This is a genomic window from Pseudarthrobacter sp. TE9888 (genome assembly GCF_056279345.1).
This window is the reverse complement of the sequence record NZ_JBWBRD010000002.1, coordinates 1,249,467-1,266,978: the sequence shown is the minus strand read 5'-3', so window position 1 is coordinate 1,266,978 and position 17,512 is coordinate 1,249,467. Positions and strand designations below refer to the sequence as shown.

Below are 17,512 nucleotides of genomic sequence, written 5' to 3'. Positions count from 1 at the left end.
CCCGGCATTCCCCGGATCCTTGCGGAAGCTGGACGTAGGCTAGAGGCCATGACTTCACCTGAGACCCGGGCGGGCGGAATTGCGCCGCGCCCGGTGCTGGACCGGCTGCCCCGCTACGCGGCAGGAAAACCGCCGGCCGCAGTCAGCGGTCTGGCAAGCTACAAGCTGTCCTCCAACGAAAACCCGTTGCCGCCCATCCCGGCAGTACTGGAAGCCATCGCCAACCAGTCCGACTTCAACCGGTATCCGGATCCCTTGAGCAGCAAGCTTCGTGCGGCGCTCGCGGAATTTCTCGATGTTCCCGCCGACGACATTGTCACCGGAGCGGGAAGCCTGGGCGCGCTCAACCAGATTCTGGCCGCCTTTGCCGGCCAGAACGAGGACGGGAAAGCGGACGAGGTCATCTATGCGTGGCGCTCATTTGAGGCCTACCCCATCAGCGTTGGCCTGGCCGGCGCCGAAAGTGTCCGGGTTCCCGTCACCGCCGACGGCCGGCACGACCTCGCGGCCATGGCGGCGGCCGTGGGTGCCCGCACCAAAGTCATCCTTCTCTGCACGCCCAACAACCCCACCGGCCCGGCCCTGGACGCGGCTGAAACCGAAGCCTTCATCCGGTCCGTTCCGGCTGACGTGGTGGTGGTGATCGATGAGGCCTACCAGGAGTTTGTCAGGGCGGAAGGCGCCGTGGATGGGATCGGGCTGTACCGGAAATATCCCAACGTGGTGGTGCTCCGGACCTTCTCCAAGGCGCACGGACTGGCCGGGCTCCGTGTGGGGTACAGCGTCTCCCATCCCGGGCTGACGCAGTACTTGAGGGTCGCCGCGACTCCATTCGCTGTCTCCCAAATCGCCGAGCAGGCAGCGGTTGTGTCACTTGAAAACTATGGCCAGGTTGTGGAAAGGGTACAAAAGCTCGTGGACGAGAGGGCCCGGGTGGTCAACGGCCTCAGGGACCTCGGCTGGAGCGTCCCCGATGCCCAGGGCAACTTCGTCTGGCTCGCGCTCGGCGCCGAAAGTGCCGCCTTTGCTGAGCTGGCGGGGACGCGTGCATTGTCCGTGCGGGCCTTCGCCGGAGAAGGCGTGAGGGTGAGCATCGGGGAGCCCGAGGCCAATACGCGGTTCCTCCAATTGTGTGCCGACTATACAAAGGCGCCAGCAACTTCCTAGCACTTAACAAGTAGCCCTCCGGCTACCTACCGAAGATAAAGTTAGGATCAGTAAGCCAATATATATGCCGTGCCGGGAATGTATTCCGTGTGCGGCATATATCCCAGCGACATTGCATTGCATCCGGATGCGGCAAGCAAGGAGACGGTATGGGCACTCATCTGCCTTCCACCGAGTTCGACGGAACAGCGGTAGACGACCAGCGGGAAGCCGCTGCTGAAGCCGTCATGGGTGAGCCCGCGGCACAGATGGTGCAGCTTCTCGGTCCTGACGGGAAGCTGGGCACCGATCCTGTCTTCAGCGACTACGCGGACAAGCTCACCGCCGGGGACCTGCGCGGCCTGTACGCCGACATGGCAGCGATCCGGCGTTTCGACGTCGAAGCGACCGCCCTCCAGCGCCAGGGCCAGCTGGCCCTCTGGGTGCCGCTGACAGGCCAGGAAGCGGCGCAGATCGGCTCAGGCCGGGCCAGCCAGCCGCAGGACTACATCTTCCCCACCTATCGGGAACATGGAGTGGCGCTTACCCGGAACGTGGACCTTGCTGAACTCCTGCGCCAGTTTCGCGGTGTCTCCAACGGGGGCTGGAACCCCAAGGACACCAATTTCCACCTGTACACCCTGGTCCTGGCGGCGCAGACCCTCCACGCAGTGGGCTACGCCATGGGGATCCAGCGGGACCAGAAGCTCGCCTCCGCATCGAACACGGCAGGCAAGGAGCCGGACGCCGCCGTCATTGCGTACTTCGGCGACGGCGCCAGCTCGGAAGGCGACGTCCACGAATCCATGGTGTTCGCCTCCTCCTACAAGGCCCCCGTGGTGTTCTTCTGCCAGAACAACCACTGGGCCATCTCCGTGCCCACCAACGTCCAGACCCGTGTTCCACTCTCCAACCGCGCCAAGGGATACGGCTTCCCCGGCATCCGGGTGGACGGCAATGACGTGATCGCGGTGCACGCGGTTACCGAGTGGGCGCTGGATCACGCCCGACAGGGCAAGGGGCCCGTCCTCATTGAGGCCTTCACGTACCGGGTGGGGGCGCACACCACCGCGGACGATCCCACCAAGTACCGGCAGTCCGAGGAGGAAGACGCCTGGCGGGCCAAGGACCCGCTGGCCCGGCTGGAGAAGTACCTGCGGGCCGAAGGCTTGGCAGATGACGCCTACTTCGCCAAGGTGAAGGCCGACGGCGACGACCTGGCCGCCTACGTCAGGCGCACCGCCCACGATCTTGAAAACCCGGACATCCGGCAGGCCTTCGCCAACGTCTACCGCGAGGCCCACCCGCTGGTGGCCGAGGAACTGGCGTGGTTCGAGGAATACAGCGCAGGGTTCGCCGGCGGGGAAGAATCCGCCGGACATGCAGCAAAGGCAGGCCACTGATGACCACCATGACCATCGCGAAGGCCATCAACGAGGGCCTCCGCGCCACCCTGGCCGCCAACCCCAAATCCTTGCTGATGGGTGAGGACATCGGGCCCCTGGGCGGCGTCTACCGCGTAACCGACGGACTGATCGGGGAATTCGGCCCGGACCGCGTGGTGGACACCCCACTGGCCGAGTCCGGAATCATCGGCACCGCCATCGGCCTGGCCCTGCGGGGCTACAGCCCCGTCTGTGAGATCCAGTTCGACGGGTTTGTCTTCCCCGGCTTCAACCAGATCACCACCCAGCTGGCCAAAATCCACTCACGCAGCAACGGCAACCTCAGCGTGCCCGTGGTCATCCGCATTCCCTACGGTGGCGGCATCGGCTCCATCGAGCACCACTCCGAGTCCCCGGAGGCCCTGTTCGCCCATACGGCCGGCCTGCGCATCATCACCCCGTCCAACCCGCATGACGCCTACTGGATGATCCAGCAGGCCGTGGAGTGCCAGGACCCCGTCATTGTTTTCGAACCCAAGCGCCGCTACTGGCTCAAGGGCGAAGTCGACGTCGAGGCGCCCGGGCCGTCGGAGGATCCGTTCAAGGCCCACGTCCTCCGCGAGGGTACCGACGCCACCGTTGTGGCCTACGGACCCCTGGTGCCCGTAGCCCTGGCGGCCGCCAATGCCGCCGAGGAGGACGGCCGGAGCCTCGAGGTCATCGACCTCCGGTCCATTTCCCCCATCGACTTTGACACCGTCACCGCCTCCGTCCAGAAGACCGGCCGGCTGATCGTGACTCACGAGGCCCCAACATTCGGCGGAATCGGGGGCGAGATCGCCGCCCGGATCAGCGAGCGGGCATTCCACTCCCTTGAGGCGCCGGTGATCCGCGTCGGTGGCTTCCACATGCCCTACCCCGTTGCCAAGGTGGAGGAAGACTACCTTCCGGACATCGACCGCATCCTGGAGGCGCTGGACCGCGCCCTCTCCTACTGAGGACACCATGACCCTTAATAAGTTCAACCTGCCCGACGTCGGCGAGGGCCTCACGGAGGCGGAAATCGTTTCCTGGAAGGTCAAGGCCGGCGACACCGTGGCCATCAACGACGTCATCTGCGAGATCGAGACCGCGAAGTCGATCGTGGAACTGCCGTCCCCGTTCGCCGGGACCGTCACCGAACTGCTGGTGGAGGAAGGGGTGACTGTCGACGTCGGCACCGCCATCATCAGCGTCAGCGACGAAATCTCCGGCGACCCCACGCCCGCCGACGTCCGCGCACCCCAGGCCACCGTTGCTTCCGGCGCCCCCACCCAGCCGCTCTACGGCAAGCTGCCCGAGGACGCGGGGGAGGCGGGCGAAACCTCCACCGCACCCCTGGTGGGTTCCGGACCGAAGGCCGACGCCGTCAAGCGCAGGCCCCGGAAGACCGCACCGTCCGCCGCCCTGACGGTCAATGCCCCCGAGGTCGAACCGGTCCAGCCCCGCACGGCGGCCGAAGTTTTCCGCCGGCGCACCTGCCGCCGTCGACACCCGGCCCACCCTCGGCGGCACCATCACGGGCCTGGTCAACCGGGTGCTGGCCAAGCCCCCGGTCCGCAAAATTGCCCGCGACCTTGGCATCGACCTCGCCGACGTCGTCGCCACCGGTTCGCGCGGCGAGGTGACCCGCGAGGACCTGGTCAGCTACCAGGCCCAGCGCGACGCCGAACTGGATAAGGCGGAAGGCTTCTGGGGCGCGGCCGGAAAGCCGCAGGACCAGCGCGTGGAGAGCATCCCTGTCAAGGGCGTCCGCAAGGCCACAGCGAAGGCGATGGTGGAGTCCGCCTTCGCGGCACCGCACGTCAGCATCTTCGTGGACGTCGACGCCAGCCGCACCATGGAATTCGTCAAGCGGCTCAAGGCTTCCCGGGACTTCGAGGGCATCAAGGTCTCGCCGCTGCTCATCCTGGCCAAGGCCGTCATCTGGGCCGCCGCAAGGAACCCCAGCGTAAACGCAGCCTGGGTGGACAACGAAGACGGCAGTGCCGAGATCCAGGTCAAGCACTTCATGAACCTGGGCATTGCCGCGGCCACTCCGCGCGGCCTCATGGTGCCCAACATCAAGAATGCCCAGGACCTGTCCTTGAAGGAGCTGGCCCTGGCGCTGAACGACCTTGCCACCACGGCCAGGGCCGGGAAGACGCAGCCGGCGCAGATGCAGGGCGGGACGCTGACCATCACCAACATCGGTGCCCTGGGCATCGACACCGGGACGCCCATCATCAATCCCGGCGAGGTGGCCATCGTTGCCTTCGGAACCATCAAGCAGAAGCCGTGGGTCCTGGACGGAGAGGTGATTCCCCGGTGGATCACCACCCTGGGCGGATCCTTCGACCACCGCGTGGTGGACGGTGACCTGTCCGCCCGCTTCATGGCCGACGTCGCAGCCATCCTGGAGGAGCCCGCGCTCCTCCTGGACTAGGGCGCCGGCGCAGGACGTGGCAGTAGACAACGGGGCGATCCGGGTCAGGAACCGCACAGCCAGGTGGCTGACGGAGGTCTTCCAGCCGCCGGTGGTGGTTTCCCTGCAGCTGCTGATCAGCCCACTGGCCCAGCCGGGCTTCCCGGGAACCATCGGCTACGGCGCGCTGGCGGCCCTCTTCGTGTGCGTGGTTCCGCTGGTGGTGCTGCTGGTCCTGGTCAGGCTTGGCAAGGTCACCGACCACCACGTCAGCGACCGGAAGCAGCGTGCACCCGTGCTGTTGATGGCGCTTGGCTGCATTGCTGTGGGGCTGCTGGTACTGGGCGCCGTGGATGCGCCGGAAAGCGTTATAGCGATGGTGCTGGCGGTGGTGGGCGGTGTGGCGGTACTGGCCGTGGTCAGCCCGTTCTGGAAGATGAGCGGCCACGCCGCTGCCGTGTCCTGCGCGGCCGTCGTATCGGTGCTGATGCTCGGCGCCGCGTGGACACCGCTGCTGCTCCTGGTCCCGGCGGTCAGCTGGTCACGGGTGGTGCTGCGGGCCCACTCCCTGGCCCAGGTGGTGGCCGGATCGCTCTTCGGCGGCCTGGTGATGGCCGGGATCTGGTGGCTGCTGCGGGGCTGGCTGGTGGGCTAAGCCCCTCGGCCCGGCCATTGGAATTACCTGCCTAGTAGGCGGCGTATGCGGTGAAGGCTTCGAGTATGGCCGGATCCGCGGTGGTTCCCAGCACCACAGCGGCGGCGGTCATCAGGCCGCCCATGAGCGCGGCCATGCCGGCCCAGGCGCTCAGGAGCTTCCAGTCCTCGCGCAGGACGCTGCGTACGGTGGCGGGGAGCTGGAGTCCCGGGGTGATGAGGTTGGGTGCACTGTCCAGGCTGCCGTCGTCCAGCAGCGCAACCACGCGGTCATTGCTGCGGTCCACCCGCATGGAGCTGATGTGGTTGCCGTGGCGGGCCAGGAGGATATCGTGGCCAACAAGCTGGCGGCGCTGCATGGTGATCAAGGGGAGCCCTTCGCTGGTGGGTGGATTCGTCAGTGTCCACGCCGTTGGGGGCCCATCCAATTTTATCGTTGCGCCAGCAGCTTAAAAGGTGATATGGCGGTGAGAACGGACACCACCCGCAGCGATATCCGCCACCACGGGTGGTGTCCTGCGTTACCCCGAGGGGGTCCCTGCCCTAGTCTGCGTCGTAGGTGTTGGCGATATACACATCGCAGGGTGCGTTGTGGGCCACGCTGTTTGCCACGCTGCCAAGGACCCGGCCGATGCCGTGCATGCGGCGGTTTCCCACCACGATGATGCGGGCATCCATGCGGACGGCTTCCTTGATCAGGGCATCAGCCGGCCGCCCGCGGGCCGCCGAATACGTCACCGCGACGTCGCGGCCCAGCGATTCCGCCACGGTCCGGGCCACCTGTTCCGCCGCGTCGGCGTCGGAGACGATCCAGCGGTCGCTGCCGCTGCCGAACACCTCGGTCCGGTCGCTGTCGAAGGCCGACACGACGTGCAGCGAAGCGTCCAGTCCTGCCGCCAGGTTCTTGGCCGATTCAGCCGCCCGCTTTGCGGTTTCGCTGCCGTCAACCCCTACAACGATGATTCCACCCATATGCATGCTCCTTTGCTCGGTTTTCGGCGTTCGTGTGGCTTACGCTACAGCGCCGCCATGGCTTCCTGCAGCACCGGCGCCAACCGGCGCACTCCCTCGGTGATGGCATCCGGGGGGACGGCGCTGAAGGCGAGCCTCAGCTTGTTGGACGGCTCGTCCGACGGCGTGAACGCGGCGCCGGGGATAAACACGACGCCGGCGTCGATCGCCTTGTGCAGCAGCGGGTAGGTGTCAACGCCCTCCGGCAAAGTCACCCAGACAAAGAAGCCCCCCTGCGGATTGGTCCAGGTGGTTCCGGCGGGCATGTATTCCTTGAGGGCGGCGAGCATCGCCCGGCACCGCTCGGCGTACAGTCCGCGGTAGGTTTCGATCTGGCCCTTCCAGTCGTAGTCGCGCAGGTAGGCGGAGACCAGCATCTGGTTCAGGGCGGGCGGGCAGAGCGTGACCGATTCCGCGGCGAGGTAGTAGCGGCGCTGCAGGTGCTCCGGAACCAGGGCCCAGCCAATCCGGAGGCCGGGGGCGAAGATCTTGGAGAAGGAACCGAGGTAGATGACGTCGTCCGGGTTGGCGGCGCGCAGTGGGGCCAGCGGCTCACCTTCGAAGCGGAGGAGTCCGTACGGGTTGTCCTCCAGGACCAGGATATTCGCTCTGCGGCATATATCGACCACCTGTTGCCGCCGTTCCCGGGCTAACGTGATACCCGAGGGGTTGTTGAAGTTCGGGATGGTGTAGAGGAACTTGATGCTCCTGCCGGCGAGCTGGAGCGCCGCGATCCGCGCCTCCAGGAGTTCCGGGACCAGGCCGAACTGGTCCATCTCCACCGTTTCCACCTGGACTTGGTATGCCTCGAAAGTGTTGAGTGCGCCGACGTAGGTGGGGTCCTCCACCAGGACCACGTCTCCCGGATTGCAGAAGAGCTTGGTGGCCACATCCTGGGCCGACTGTGAGCCCGCGGTGACCACGACGTTCTGGGGCCGGGCGTCCAGGATGCCTTCGGCGGCCATGACCTCGCAGATCTGCTCGCGGAGTTCCAGGGTGCCCTGCCCAGCGCCGTACTGCAGGGCAGTAAGTCCGTCCGTGGCAATGATGTCCGCCGCCGTCGCCGACAGGCGGTCCAGGGGGAGCGACTGGAGATACGGACTCCCTCCTGCGAGGGAGACCAACCCGGGCCGCAGCGAGATGTCGAAAACGTCCCTGACCGCGGACTGGCGGATGTTTGCCGCCCGCTCCGAGAACAGTTCCTCGTGGCGGTGGGCCGAGGTGGCTGCGCGCTCGATCGCATCGATGGCTTCAGCGGGCAGGGTTCCGGCGGAGGCGTCAAGTGTTTCGTGGGTCACAGAGTCAGGATACAGCCCGTTGTTGCTTCCAAGGCAACACCTGTTTATCCCGGGCCTTGACGATTCGGGGAACTACTTTCGGGCCAGGTACTCGGCCAGGATCTCGCCATTGATGTAGACGTCCGCCCTGACGGCGCCCACCGCTTCAAGGGCCGTCTGGGTCAGCTGGGCCTCGATCCGCGAGGGGTCGCAGGAGCCGCCCCGGTTCAGGGCTCCGGACAGGTAGACGGTGGCAGTTGTGCCGTCGAAGCTGCCCGAAAGGAACGTCAGCCGGGATGTGGACAGCGCGTTGTACGCATTTCCGGGCAGCTGCCCATTGCCCAGCAGGGCGCCGATCGCTGCCCCGAGCCGGGCGTTGCCGGCGGCCCCCGGCCGGGTGAAGCCAACCAGGCTGTCATTGCAGCCGAAGCGGATGCCGTTCCTTCCGCCGTCGTCCACCAGCACGAAGTAGGCCGTCACGGGCGAAGCCGCGGACCCGCCTGTGCTGGTGGGGGCTGGAGCGGACGTGCCGGGGGGATCGCCCGGCAGTGTCGCGGGAAGGAGGGCCAGCGGAGCGGCGCTGGCGCCGTCGCCGCCGGGGGCCGTGGCTGGTGGCGACCCCCCGGACTGGGGAACCGGGAGGCTGCAGCCGGAGAGCAGCAGGGCCAGGCAGCCCGCGGCAAGGATGCCGCACCTGCGGCTGTCCCAGCTCCATCTTTTTGCCATGCGGCACCGCAATCCGATCTGGTAGGTCCAGTGGATTAACGCTACGGCGGTCCCGGCGGGCGGAGATGTCCCCGCGGTACCGGTTGGGACAAGACTTGGTCACGGCAGTGCGTGGACATGGGAGCGCCCGGCACGCGAAATAACGTGCCGGGCGCTGTGTTGCAGGGGGTTAGGCCGCCGGTGCTGCTGCCGCAAGGGCATCAAAAACGCCCTTGATCTGCTCCACGACCTCGGCGTCGTCCTTGGGGTGGACTTCAGCGAAGCGCACCATGGAACCGGGGACGGCCAGCTTGACGTCTTCCAGGATCTGCGCGCCGGCGATACCTGCGGCCTTGCGTGCTTCATCCTGGGCCCAGACGCCTCCGTACTGGCCAAACGCAGTACCGACGACGGCGGTGGGCTTGCCGGCCAGGGCGCCCGCGCCGAAGGGGCGGGACAGCCAGTCGATGGCGTTCTTCAGGGCGGCGGGCACGGTGCCGTTGTGCTCGGGGGTAACCAGGAGGACGGTGTCCGCCTGTTCGGCTGCGGCCCGCAGTGCTGCCGCGGCGGCGGGGACCTGGCCCTCGACGTCGAGGTCCTCGTTGTAGAAGGGGATGTTGCCCAGGCTCTCGTGGATCACCACGTCCACCTGCTCCGGCGCATTGAGCTGGATGGCCTCCGCCAGCTTCTGGTTGGTGGACTCGGCGCGGAGGCTGCCGACAAGGGTAAGGACTGTGCTCTTGGTCATGGGAACTCCTGGTTAGGGGAGCGGCGGGGGCCGCATTCGGACAAACTTCCGGCTCGCAGAGCCTTCACCAGACTAAACGGACCGCAGTCCGTTTATATTCCGCATGGCTACACTGTCTGTGTGAGGTCCATCCCAGTGCGGCCGGGCATGGCCCCCGTGACGGCCGCGGAACGCAGTGACGCTGCACGGAACCGTGAACGCCTCCTGCTGGCTGCCCGGGAGTTGATCGAACAGGGCGGCGCGGCCGCGCTCACCATGGACCGGCTGGCCGGGCAGGCCGGCGTGGGCAAGGGGACCGTCTTCCGCCGCTTCGGAAGCCGGGCCGGGCTGATGCTTACCCTGCTGAACGACTCGGAGGCCGCGTTCCAGGCCCGCTTCCTGTTCGGCCCGCCACCCCTGGGTCCGGGCGCCCCGGCGCTGGACCGGCTCATCGCCTTCGGAGCGGAGCGGATCGCGTACGTGGTGGAATTCGGGGAGTTGGTGCTCGCGGCCGGAAATGCTTCGAGGGGACGGTTTGAAGTCCCCGCTGCCGCGCTCTGGGACCGCCACGTGGAGATGCTGCTGCGTGAAGCCGGCGCAGAATCCCCGGAGCCCTGGCTGATGGCCGGATCCCTCAACGCGACGCTGGATCCCGAACGGCTTCTGCACCTGATCAGTGAACATGGAGTCACATCCGAACGGCTGGCTGCATCATGGCGAGACCTTGTGACACGGGTTGTCACAGGCGCGAATGGTACGCGCTGAGCTGGCCCTGTGTCCAGTCACGCGGGCTTCACAGAACTATTCATAACGATCTGATACGGCGCGCCTGGTTTCAGGGGATTCCCGGGCTTTTCGGCTTGGGGCTTGTGATAGTTTCCTCTGGAATGTGACCCGCGACATAGTCCACCAGGACCTGCCCCCAGGGGCTGCGGGAAGCCAGCTACCCGCTGGTACAGGGGACCCGGTGAGGCGGCACAATCCGTACTTGTCCGGGGAGGACGGAAGGATCCAGCAGCGCCCATGCTCAAGTACCTCGCCAAGCGCGGCATCACCTATGTGGTCATGATCTTCCTCACCACGTCCGCCGGCTACTTCCTGGCCGTCAGCTCGCTCAAACCGGCACTGCTCGAACAGGAACGCATTCCGCGGCCCACCCCCGAGCAGGTGGCCAACTCGATGCGGCTCAAAGGTTTGGACCCGGCGCTCAGCCCCTGGGAACGCTACATTGACTGGCTCACCGGCATCGTCACCCGCTGGGACTGGGGCCGCAGCCCCAACGGCGCCTACATCAACGCTGAGTTCGGGGACCGCGTCTGGATCTCCACCCGGCTGTTCCTGGCGTCCATCATCCTGACCCTGGTGATCGGCGTCGCGCTCGGCGTCTACTCGGCGGCACGCCAGTACAAGTTCCAGGACCGGGTCATCACCTCCTACAGCTACCTTGCCTACATCGTGCCGGCGCCCATCGCCTACTTCCTGGTCCAGCTGGGCGCCATCAACATCAACGGGTCCGTGGGCGACCGGATCTTCTTCGTCACCGGCATCTCCACCCCCGGCCTCGCCCCCGGCTGGGCCCAGTTCGTTGACATGCTGGCCCACTACGTTGTGCCCACGGTGGCCATCACCCTGGTGGGCTGGGGCGCCTACCAGATAGCCCAGCGGCAATACCTGCTGGACAACGTCAACGCGGATTTTGTCCGCACCGCACGGGCCAAGGGGCTGACCCGGAACCAGGCCATTGCCCGGCACGCGCTCCGCGTGTCCTTCATCCCGGTGGCCCAGAGCATCGCCTTCACCATCCCGGCCATCTTCGCCGGCGGCTTCTTCGCCGAAAAGATCTTCGCGTGGCCCGGCGTAGGGTCCTGGAGCATCGACGCCATCTCGCTGCAGGACGTCAACGCGGCCACGGCCACGCTGGCCTACGGCTCCGTGATCTTCGCCCTGGGCGCCATCCTCGCGGACTTCGCCACCACGCTTGTCGACCCGAGAGTGCGGGTGCAGTAGCCATGACCAACCTGAACGCAGTCGACCCGGCAGCAGTGGCGCAGGATGCGCACCTGGAAAGCGCCGACGTCGTCATCGGCAAAACCACCATCATCTTCCGACGCTTCCTGCGGAACAGGACGGCCGTCGCGGGCCTGGCCATTTTCCTGGCCCTGACCGTTTTCTCGTTCATCGGCGGGTTCTTCACCCAATGGGACAAGGAAACGATCGATCCCTTCAACATCGGCATGCCCCCCTCGGCCGACCACTACCTCGGAACCTCGCAGGCAGGAATCGACCTCTACGCCATGACCGTGGAGGGCACCAGGATCTCCATCCTGATCGGCCTGGTGGTGGGCCTGGTGTCGGTCCTGATCGCCGCCGTCTACGGCTGCACCATGGCCTACTTCGGCGGCAAGGTGGACAAGGTCATGCTCTTCATCCTCGAAGCGCTGATCATGATGCCGGCGCTCCTGGTGGTCGCCGTCGCCACCAGCGGCGGCGGGGCCGGGCTGAAGCGCGACCTTCCCTCCTGGCTCCTCCTCATCATCGTCCTGCTGGTGTTCAGCTGGATGGGCACTGCCCGCCTGATCCGGTCCATGTCCATGTCGCTGATGCAGCGTGACTTCGTCAAGGCGGCCCAGTACATGGGCGTTCCGCCGCGCCGGATCGTCTGGCGGCACCTGGTACCGAACATCGGCTCGCTGCTGATCCTGGACATCACCCGCGGCGTCACCGCAGCCATCCTGGCCGAGGTCGCCTTCTCCTTCATCGGCATTGGCATCAAGGTTCCGGACGTGAGCCTGGGCGTGCTGATCGGCCAGGCCACCTCCCAGGTGCAGACCTTCCCGTGGATGTTCTGGGTGCCGCTCACCGTGATGTTCCTGCTGACCGGTTCGCTGGCCATGATGAACGACGGCCTGCGCGACGCCTTTGACCCCAGCTCCACGTCCAGCGGCAGGGCCAAAAAAGCCAAGGTCCGGAAAACCACCGCGGAAAAGAAGGCGGCATGAGCAGCGAAACCACCACCGGAGCCACGGACCCATCACGTTCAACCGTGGAGCGCCTGCATGTGGCAGGCCTGCACGCCCCGGGCGACGCCGTCCTGTCGGTCCGTGACCTGAACGTCCGCTTCAATACGGAGAACGGCATTGTGCACGCCGTCAGGGGCGTCGACTTCGACCTGATGCCGGGCAAGACGCTGGGGATTGTGGGCGAATCGGGGTCCGGCAAGTCCGTAACCTCGCTGGCCGTCATGGGGCTCCTCCCGCCCACGGCCCAGGTCTCCGGCTCCGTCCGGCTCAAGGGCCGGGAACTGCTGGGCCTCAGCGACAAGGAGATGTGCAAGTACCGCGGCAACGACCTTGCCATGGTCTTCCAGGATCCGCTGTCATCCCTCACCCCGGTGTTCACCGTGGGCACGCAGATCATCGAAGCGCTCACCATCCACCACCCCACCATGAGCAGGACGGCCAAGGAAGCCCGCGCCGTCGAACTTCTGGCAATGGTGGGGATTCCCAGCCCCAAGGACAGGCTCAAGGCCTTCCCGCACGAATTCTCCGGCGGCATGCGCCAGCGCGTCATGATTGCCATCGCCATAGCCAACAACCCCCGCGTCCTGATTGCCGATGAACCCACCACGGCCCTGGACGTCACCATCCAGGCCCAGGTCCTCGAGGTGCTCCATACGGCCCAGGAGGAGACGGGCGCGGCGGTGGTCATGATCACCCACGATCTTGGCGTGGTGGCCGGGATGGCGGACGACATCATGGTCATGTACGCGGGAAGACCAGTGGAAACCGGCGCCGTGGACGAGATCTACTACAACCCGCGGATGCCCTACACCATGGGCCTGCTGGGCGCAGTGCCCCGCGTGGATGTGGCCGAGAAATCCTCCCTCGTTCCCATCGAAGGCATGCCGCCGAACCTGCTGCATGCCCCCACCGGCTGCTCGTTCGCGCCCCGCTGCCCCCTGTCCTCGGAGGCCTGCCTGGACGGGGAACCTGCGCTGGCACCCGTTGACGACGACGCCCGGCACCGCGCCGCCTGCATCAAATCAGGGTCCCTGGGCGGTTCCGTGGATGTGCACGACGTGTTCGCCGCCCCGCCGGTGGCTGTGTCCCGCTTCGACGCGGTTCCCCGGGAGGAGCGGTCCACCGTCCTGCAGCTCACGGACGTCCGCAAGCACTTCCCCCTGACCAGGGGCGCCCTCATCAAACGCAGGATCGGCACCGTCAAGGCGGTGGACGGCCTGAGCTTCGATATCCGCGAGGGCGAATGCTTCTCGATCGTGGGCGAATCTGGCTCGGGAAAGACCACCACGCTCCTGGAAATCATGGAGTTCCACCCGGGCCAGGACGGCGAGGTGGTGATTGGCGGCCTGAGCAACAAGCAGGCGGCCGATGCGAGGACCAAGGGCAAGATGCGGCGCGAACTCCAAATGGTGTTCCAGGACCCCACCGGTGCCCTGGACCCGCGGTTCACGGTGTACGAAGTCCTGGCCGAACCCCTGCAGAACGCGGGCATGGACCGGACAGCGACCAGGAAGCGGATCATGGAGCTGATGAAGCTCGTGGGCCTGCAGCCGGACCACGTCAACCGCTTCCCCAACCAGTTCTCCGGCGGCCAGCGGCAACGGATCGGGATCGCCCGGGCCTTGGCGGTGAACCCCAAGCTGGTGGTCCTGGACGAACCCGTCTCGGCCCTGGATGTCTCGGTCCAGGCCGGGGTCATCAACCTCCTGGACCAGCTGCGCGCGGAACTGGGCCTGAGCTACCTGCTGGTGGCCCACGATCTTTCGGTGGTGCGCCACATCTCCAACCGGGTGGCCGTCATGTACCTCGGCAAGATCGTGGAGGTAGGCGCCGTGGACCGGGTGTTCGACAATCCCCGGCACCCCTACACCCGCGCCCTCCTCTCCGCGATCCCGGTGCCCGACCCCCGGCTGGAACGCACCCGCGAACGCATCATCCTCCAGGGCGACCTGCCCTCCCCGCTGCAGGCACCGAAGGGCTGCAACTTCGCCACCCGCTGTCCCGTCTTTGCCGCACTCCCGCCGGCCAAGCAGGAGAAGTGCCTGACCCTTGAACCGCCACTGGAAACGGCGGCCACTGCCACGGACCAGCAGTTCGCCTGCTTCTTCCCGGACGGGGAACTGGATGAGGACATGCTGGTGGTCCACGAGCCTGCGGATAACCATGCCCCCTAGGATTTTTCGACCCCAAAGCACCACCACTCGCACCAATGAAGGGAAAACCATGAGGAAACTGAACAGGATCGGCGGAGCGGCAGCGATTGCTGCCGCCCTGGCGTTGACGGCCTGCGGCGGTGGCGGTGCCAGTGGCCCCGAAACAGCCAAGGGCCAGGAATCCGGAAGCGACCTGTCCAAACTGATCAGCATCAACGAGAAGCCGGCGTCCGACCTCCAGCAGGGCGGCAAGGTCACCCTGCCGCTGGGCAACATCGGCCCGGACTTCAACGGGTTCTCCAACAACGGCAACAGCGCGGACAACTCCGCCCTGCAGATCCCCATGAACCCGGTGGCGATGAACAGCGGCGGCATCGGCGGCTGCTGGAAGGTGGACTTCAAGGGCAAGGTCACGCCCAACCCTGACTTCTGCGAATCAGTGGACAGCGAGGTCAAGGACGGCAAGCAGACCATCACCATCAAGGTCAACCCCAAGGCCACGTACAACGACGGCACGCCCATCGACGTCAAGGCCTTCAAGAACACCTGGAACATCCTCAAGAGCCCGGACGCCGGCTACGACATCGTCAGCTCGGGCGCCTACGAGTTCGTTGACTCCGTCGAGGCCGGCAGCAACGACAAGGAAGTCATCGTCAAGACCAGCCGCCCGGTCTTCCCCGTGGATTCACTCTTCTTCGGACTCATCCACCCGGCCGTCAACACCCCCGAGATCTTCAACGAGGGCTTCAACGGCAACCTGCACCCGGAGTGGATGGCAGGCCCCTTCAAGCTTGACCAGTACGACACCGCCGCCAAGACGGTAACCATGGTTCCGAACGACAAGTGGTGGGGCCAGAAGCCGGTCCTGGCCAACGTGACGTTCCGCCAGCTGGAAACCAGCGCACAGATCGCCGCCTTCAAGAACGGCGAAATCGACGCCATGTCCGCCAACACCATCTCGCTGTACAAGCAGCTGGACGGCACGAAGGATTCGGACATCCGCCGCGGCCAGCGCCTCTTCGCCGGTGGCCTGAACCTCAATGCCCAGCGCATCACCGACGTCAACGTCCGCAAGGCCATCTTCGCCGCCGTGGACCGCGAAGCCCTCCGGAAGGTCCGCTTCAACGGACTGAACTGGGAAGAGCCCAGCTCCGGTTCCATGATGCTGCTGCCGTTCTCCGAGTACTACCAGGACAACTACCCGGTTAAGGAAACCGGAGCCGATGCGGCCAAGAAGGTCCTCACCGACGCCGGCTACAAGGCCAACGCCAACGGCATCATGGAGAAGGACGGCAAGCCCGCCGCCTTCAAGATCAGCAACTTTGGCGACGACCCCACCACCCTGGCCGTGGCGCAGACCCTGCAGAAGCAACTCCAGGCCGGCGGCATGGACGTGGGCATCGACCAGCGCGCCTCCGCCGACTTCGGCAAGGTGCTGGGCAGCCGCGAGTTCGACCTGAGCATCTCCGGCTACACCGTGGGCCCGGATGCCACCGACGCCGTCAAGCAGTACTACGACTCCAAGGTCAACGAGAACAAGCTGGGCGACGCCGACCTGGACAAGAAGATCGCCGACCTCGCCTCCATCGAGGACAACGCAGCCCGTAACAAGGCAGCGATGGACGTGGAGAAGGAACACATGGCGAAGTACTACTCCATGGGCGTGGTCTTCAACGGCCCGCAGATCTCGTTCGTCCGCACCGGCCTGGCCAACTACGGCCCGTCGCTCTTCCAGAGCACCTCGCAGGTCCCGGACTGGACCACCATCGGCTGGGAAAAGAAGTAACCACCCGCAGCCTGATGAGGATGCCGGCACCCCTGGCCGCCAGGGGTGCCGGCTTCTTTTAACCAGGCGTTTAAGCAGGCGGGACCGGGGGTAGCGTTGCTTCCATGACCGGAACTGAAGCCGACCCCCGCACCATCCGCACCGCCGTCGTCGGCTACGGGCTCGCCGGCAGCGTCTTCCACGCGCCGCTGCTGGCGGCCAACGCAAGCTACTCGCTGGACGTGATCGCAACGTCCGACGCCGGGCGGCAGGCAGCTGCCTCGTCCCGGCTTCCGGCGGTGGCGGTGGTGCGCGACGGTGCCGCCGTCCTTAAGCGGGCCGCTGACCTTGACCTTGTGGTCCTGGCGACGCCGCCGCTGACCCATTACCCGCTGGCCAAGGCCGCCCTGGAAGCGGGGCTGGACGTGGTGGTGGACAAGCCGTTCGCGGTCACCAGCACGCAGGGACAGGAGCTTGTTGCGCTGGCACGGGCGGAAGGGCGCGTGCTGACGGTGTTCCACAATCGCAGGTGGGATGGGGATTTCCTCACGCTCCGGAAGTTGCTGGCGACCCAGTCCCTGGGCAAGGTGACCCGGTTCGAGTCGACGTTCGAGCGGTGGTCCCCGTCCATTGCCAAGGCCTGGAAGGCGCGGGCCACGGTTGCCGACGGCGGAGGCGTCCTGTTCGACCTGGGCACCCACCTGGTCGACCAGGCGCTGCAGTTGTTCGGCCCAGCCACCGTCCTCCACGCGGAACTGCAGGCGCGCCGGTCCGACGAGCGTGCGGATGATGACGCCTTCCTGGTCCTGCGGCACCAGTCCGGTGTGACCAGCCACCTGGCCATGGACATGCTGTGCGCCCAGCAGGGGCCGCGCTTCCGGATGCTGGGTTCGATCGGCGGCTTCACCAAGAACGGGGTGGACCCGCAGGAGCCTTACCTGGCGGCCGGCGGCAGTCCGCTGGATGCGGACTATGGCGTGGAGGCACCGGAGTGGGCCGGGCTCCTGGGCCGCGACGGACACCTGGACCGCCTGCCCACAGAACGCGGGAACTACCCGGAGTTCTACCGCCTGCTGGCAGCCAGGATCCTCGACGGCGGCGCACAGTCATCCCTGCCCCTCCCCGTCAACCCGGAGGACGCGGTGGAGGTCCTCAAAATCATCGAGCGGGCAAGGGAGCTGGCTTAAATGACTCATCGATTGCTCCGTAAGCGCCGTTCTGAGGGT

15 protein-coding genes and 1 pseudogene are annotated in these 17,512 nt (G+C 66.3%); 11 read left to right on the top strand and 5 right to left on the bottom strand.

Annotated features, from left to right (window positions below):
* Window positions 1–48: 48 nt before the first annotated feature.
* From ACZ9J7_RS06450 to ACZ9J7_RS06430, 5 genes and pseudogenes are all read left to right on the top strand, one after another.
* On the top strand, window positions 49–1,167 hold the full coding sequence (locus ACZ9J7_RS06450; RefSeq protein ID WP_476207993.1) for a histidinol-phosphate transaminase: 1,119 nt from the start codon (window positions 49–51) through the stop codon (window positions 1,165–1,167).
* Between the two features lie 149 nt (window positions 1,168–1,316).
* Entirely contained in the window at window positions 1,317–2,549 is a 1,233-nt protein-coding gene (pdhA, locus tag ACZ9J7_RS06445) for a pyruvate dehydrogenase (acetyl-transferring) E1 component subunit alpha (RefSeq protein WP_476207992.1), read from the top strand.
* The gene (locus tag ACZ9J7_RS06440; protein WP_476207991.1) at window positions 2,549–3,529 is read left to right on the top strand and encodes an alpha-ketoacid dehydrogenase subunit beta; all 981 of its coding nucleotides are present in this window, start codon (window positions 2,549–2,551) and stop codon (window positions 3,527–3,529) included. The genes pdhA and ACZ9J7_RS06440 overlap by 1 nt, the downstream gene beginning before the upstream one ends.
* Before the next feature lie 7 nt (window positions 3,530–3,536).
* Window positions 3,537–4,995: pseudogene (locus tag ACZ9J7_RS06435) on the top strand (dihydrolipoamide acetyltransferase family protein).
* Window positions 4,996–5,011: 16 nt separating this feature from the next.
* The gene (locus tag ACZ9J7_RS06430; RefSeq protein WP_476207989.1) at window positions 5,012–5,629 is read left to right on the top strand and encodes a phosphatase PAP2 family protein; all 618 of its coding nucleotides are present in this window, start codon (window positions 5,012–5,014) and stop codon (window positions 5,627–5,629) included.
* Between the two features lie 31 nt (window positions 5,630–5,660).
* Here the strand turns inward: ACZ9J7_RS06430 and ACZ9J7_RS06425 are convergent, their stop codons facing one another.
* The 5 genes from ACZ9J7_RS06425 to ACZ9J7_RS06405 form a co-directional block, all read right to left on the bottom strand.
* A complete protein-coding gene (locus ACZ9J7_RS06425) occupies window positions 5,661–5,996 on the bottom strand; it encodes a hypothetical protein (RefSeq protein WP_387562471.1) in 336 nt (111 codons plus the stop codon).
* A gap of 175 nt (window positions 5,997–6,171) precedes the next feature.
* Window positions 6,172–6,600, bottom strand: coding sequence for a universal stress protein (locus ACZ9J7_RS06420; RefSeq protein ID WP_141158936.1), 429 nt, complete (start codon window positions 6,598–6,600; stop codon window positions 6,172–6,174).
* Between the two features lie 44 nt (window positions 6,601–6,644).
* Entirely contained in the window at window positions 6,645–7,937 is a 1,293-nt protein-coding gene (locus ACZ9J7_RS06415; RefSeq protein WP_476207987.1) for an aminotransferase-like domain-containing protein, read from the bottom strand.
* 72 nt (window positions 7,938–8,009) lie between these two features.
* Window positions 8,010–8,642, bottom strand: a complete 633-nt coding sequence (locus tag ACZ9J7_RS06410; protein WP_476207986.1) for a GerMN domain-containing protein — start codon at window positions 8,640–8,642, stop codon at window positions 8,010–8,012.
* 169 nt (window positions 8,643–8,811) lie between these two features.
* A complete protein-coding gene (locus tag ACZ9J7_RS06405) occupies window positions 8,812–9,369 on the bottom strand; it encodes an NAD(P)H-dependent oxidoreductase (protein WP_214945043.1) in 558 nt (185 codons plus the stop codon).
* Between the two features lie 120 nt (window positions 9,370–9,489).
* Here ACZ9J7_RS06405 and ACZ9J7_RS06400 point away from each other — a divergent pair, with 120 nt between their 5' ends.
* The 6 genes from ACZ9J7_RS06400 (at window position 9,490) to ACZ9J7_RS06375 (ending at window position 17,473) form a co-directional block, all read left to right on the top strand.
* Window positions 9,490–10,113, top strand: a complete 624-nt coding sequence (locus ACZ9J7_RS06400) for a TetR/AcrR family transcriptional regulator (RefSeq protein WP_476207983.1) — start codon at window positions 9,490–9,492, stop codon at window positions 10,111–10,113.
* A 258-nt stretch (window positions 10,114–10,371) separates the two neighbouring features.
* Window positions 10,372–11,355: an ABC transporter permease gene (locus ACZ9J7_RS06395; protein WP_476207982.1), complete on the top strand. Its 984-nt coding sequence runs from the start codon at window positions 10,372–10,374 to the stop codon at window positions 11,353–11,355.
* Between the two features lie 2 nt (window positions 11,356–11,357).
* Window positions 11,358–12,347 carry an ABC transporter permease gene (locus ACZ9J7_RS06390; protein WP_476207981.1) on the top strand — a complete coding sequence of 330 codons (990 nt, stop codon included), beginning with the start codon at window positions 11,358–11,360 and terminating at the stop codon, window positions 12,345–12,347.
* Window positions 12,344–14,542 (top strand): ABC transporter ATP-binding protein, encoded by a 2,199-nt coding sequence (locus tag ACZ9J7_RS06385; RefSeq protein WP_476207980.1) that lies wholly within the window; start codon window positions 12,344–12,346, stop codon window positions 14,540–14,542. The genes ACZ9J7_RS06390 and ACZ9J7_RS06385 overlap by 4 nt, the downstream gene beginning before the upstream one ends.
* A gap of 49 nt (window positions 14,543–14,591) precedes the next feature.
* Entirely contained in the window at window positions 14,592–16,307 is a 1,716-nt protein-coding gene (locus ACZ9J7_RS06380) for an ABC transporter family substrate-binding protein (RefSeq protein WP_476207978.1), read from the top strand.
* Between the two features lie 104 nt (window positions 16,308–16,411).
* A complete protein-coding gene (locus ACZ9J7_RS06375) occupies window positions 16,412–17,473 on the top strand; it encodes a Gfo/Idh/MocA family protein (RefSeq protein WP_476207976.1) in 1,062 nt (353 codons plus the stop codon).
* Window positions 17,474–17,512 lie beyond the last annotated feature (39 nt).

What these genes read in the sequence shown, in the direction of transcription:
- ACZ9J7_RS06450 (WP_476207993.1), top strand. Translation starts at nt 49, where the DNA reads ATGACTTCACCTGAGACCCGGGCGGGCGGAATTGCGCCGCGCCCGGTG.
- pdhA (WP_476207992.1), top strand. Translation starts at nt 1,317, where the DNA reads ATGGGCACTCATCTGCCTTCCACCGAGTTCGACGGAACAGCGGTAGAC.
- ACZ9J7_RS06440 (WP_476207991.1), top strand. Translation starts at nt 2,549, where the DNA reads ATGACCACCATGACCATCGCGAAGGCCATCAACGAGGGCCTCCGCGCC.
- ACZ9J7_RS06420 (WP_141158936.1), bottom strand. Translation starts at nt 6,600, where the DNA reads ATGGGTGGAATCATCGTTGTAGGGGTTGACGGCAGCGAAACCGCAAAG.
- ACZ9J7_RS06410 (WP_476207986.1), bottom strand. Translation starts at nt 8,642, where the DNA reads ATGGCAAAAAGATGGAGCTGGGACAGCCGCAGGTGCGGCATCCTTGCC.
- ACZ9J7_RS06405 (WP_214945043.1), bottom strand. Translation starts at nt 9,369, where the DNA reads ATGACCAAGAGCACAGTCCTTACCCTTGTCGGCAGCCTCCGCGCCGAG.
- ACZ9J7_RS06395 (WP_476207982.1), top strand. Translation starts at nt 10,372, where the DNA reads ATGCTCAAGTACCTCGCCAAGCGCGGCATCACCTATGTGGTCATGATC.
- ACZ9J7_RS06390 (WP_476207981.1), top strand. Translation starts at nt 11,358, where the DNA reads ATGACCAACCTGAACGCAGTCGACCCGGCAGCAGTGGCGCAGGATGCG.
- ACZ9J7_RS06385 (WP_476207980.1), top strand. Translation starts at nt 12,344, where the DNA reads ATGAGCAGCGAAACCACCACCGGAGCCACGGACCCATCACGTTCAACC.
- ACZ9J7_RS06380 (WP_476207978.1), top strand. Translation starts at nt 14,592, where the DNA reads ATGAGGAAACTGAACAGGATCGGCGGAGCGGCAGCGATTGCTGCCGCC.
- ACZ9J7_RS06375 (WP_476207976.1), top strand. Translation starts at nt 16,412, where the DNA reads ATGACCGGAACTGAAGCCGACCCCCGCACCATCCGCACCGCCGTCGTC.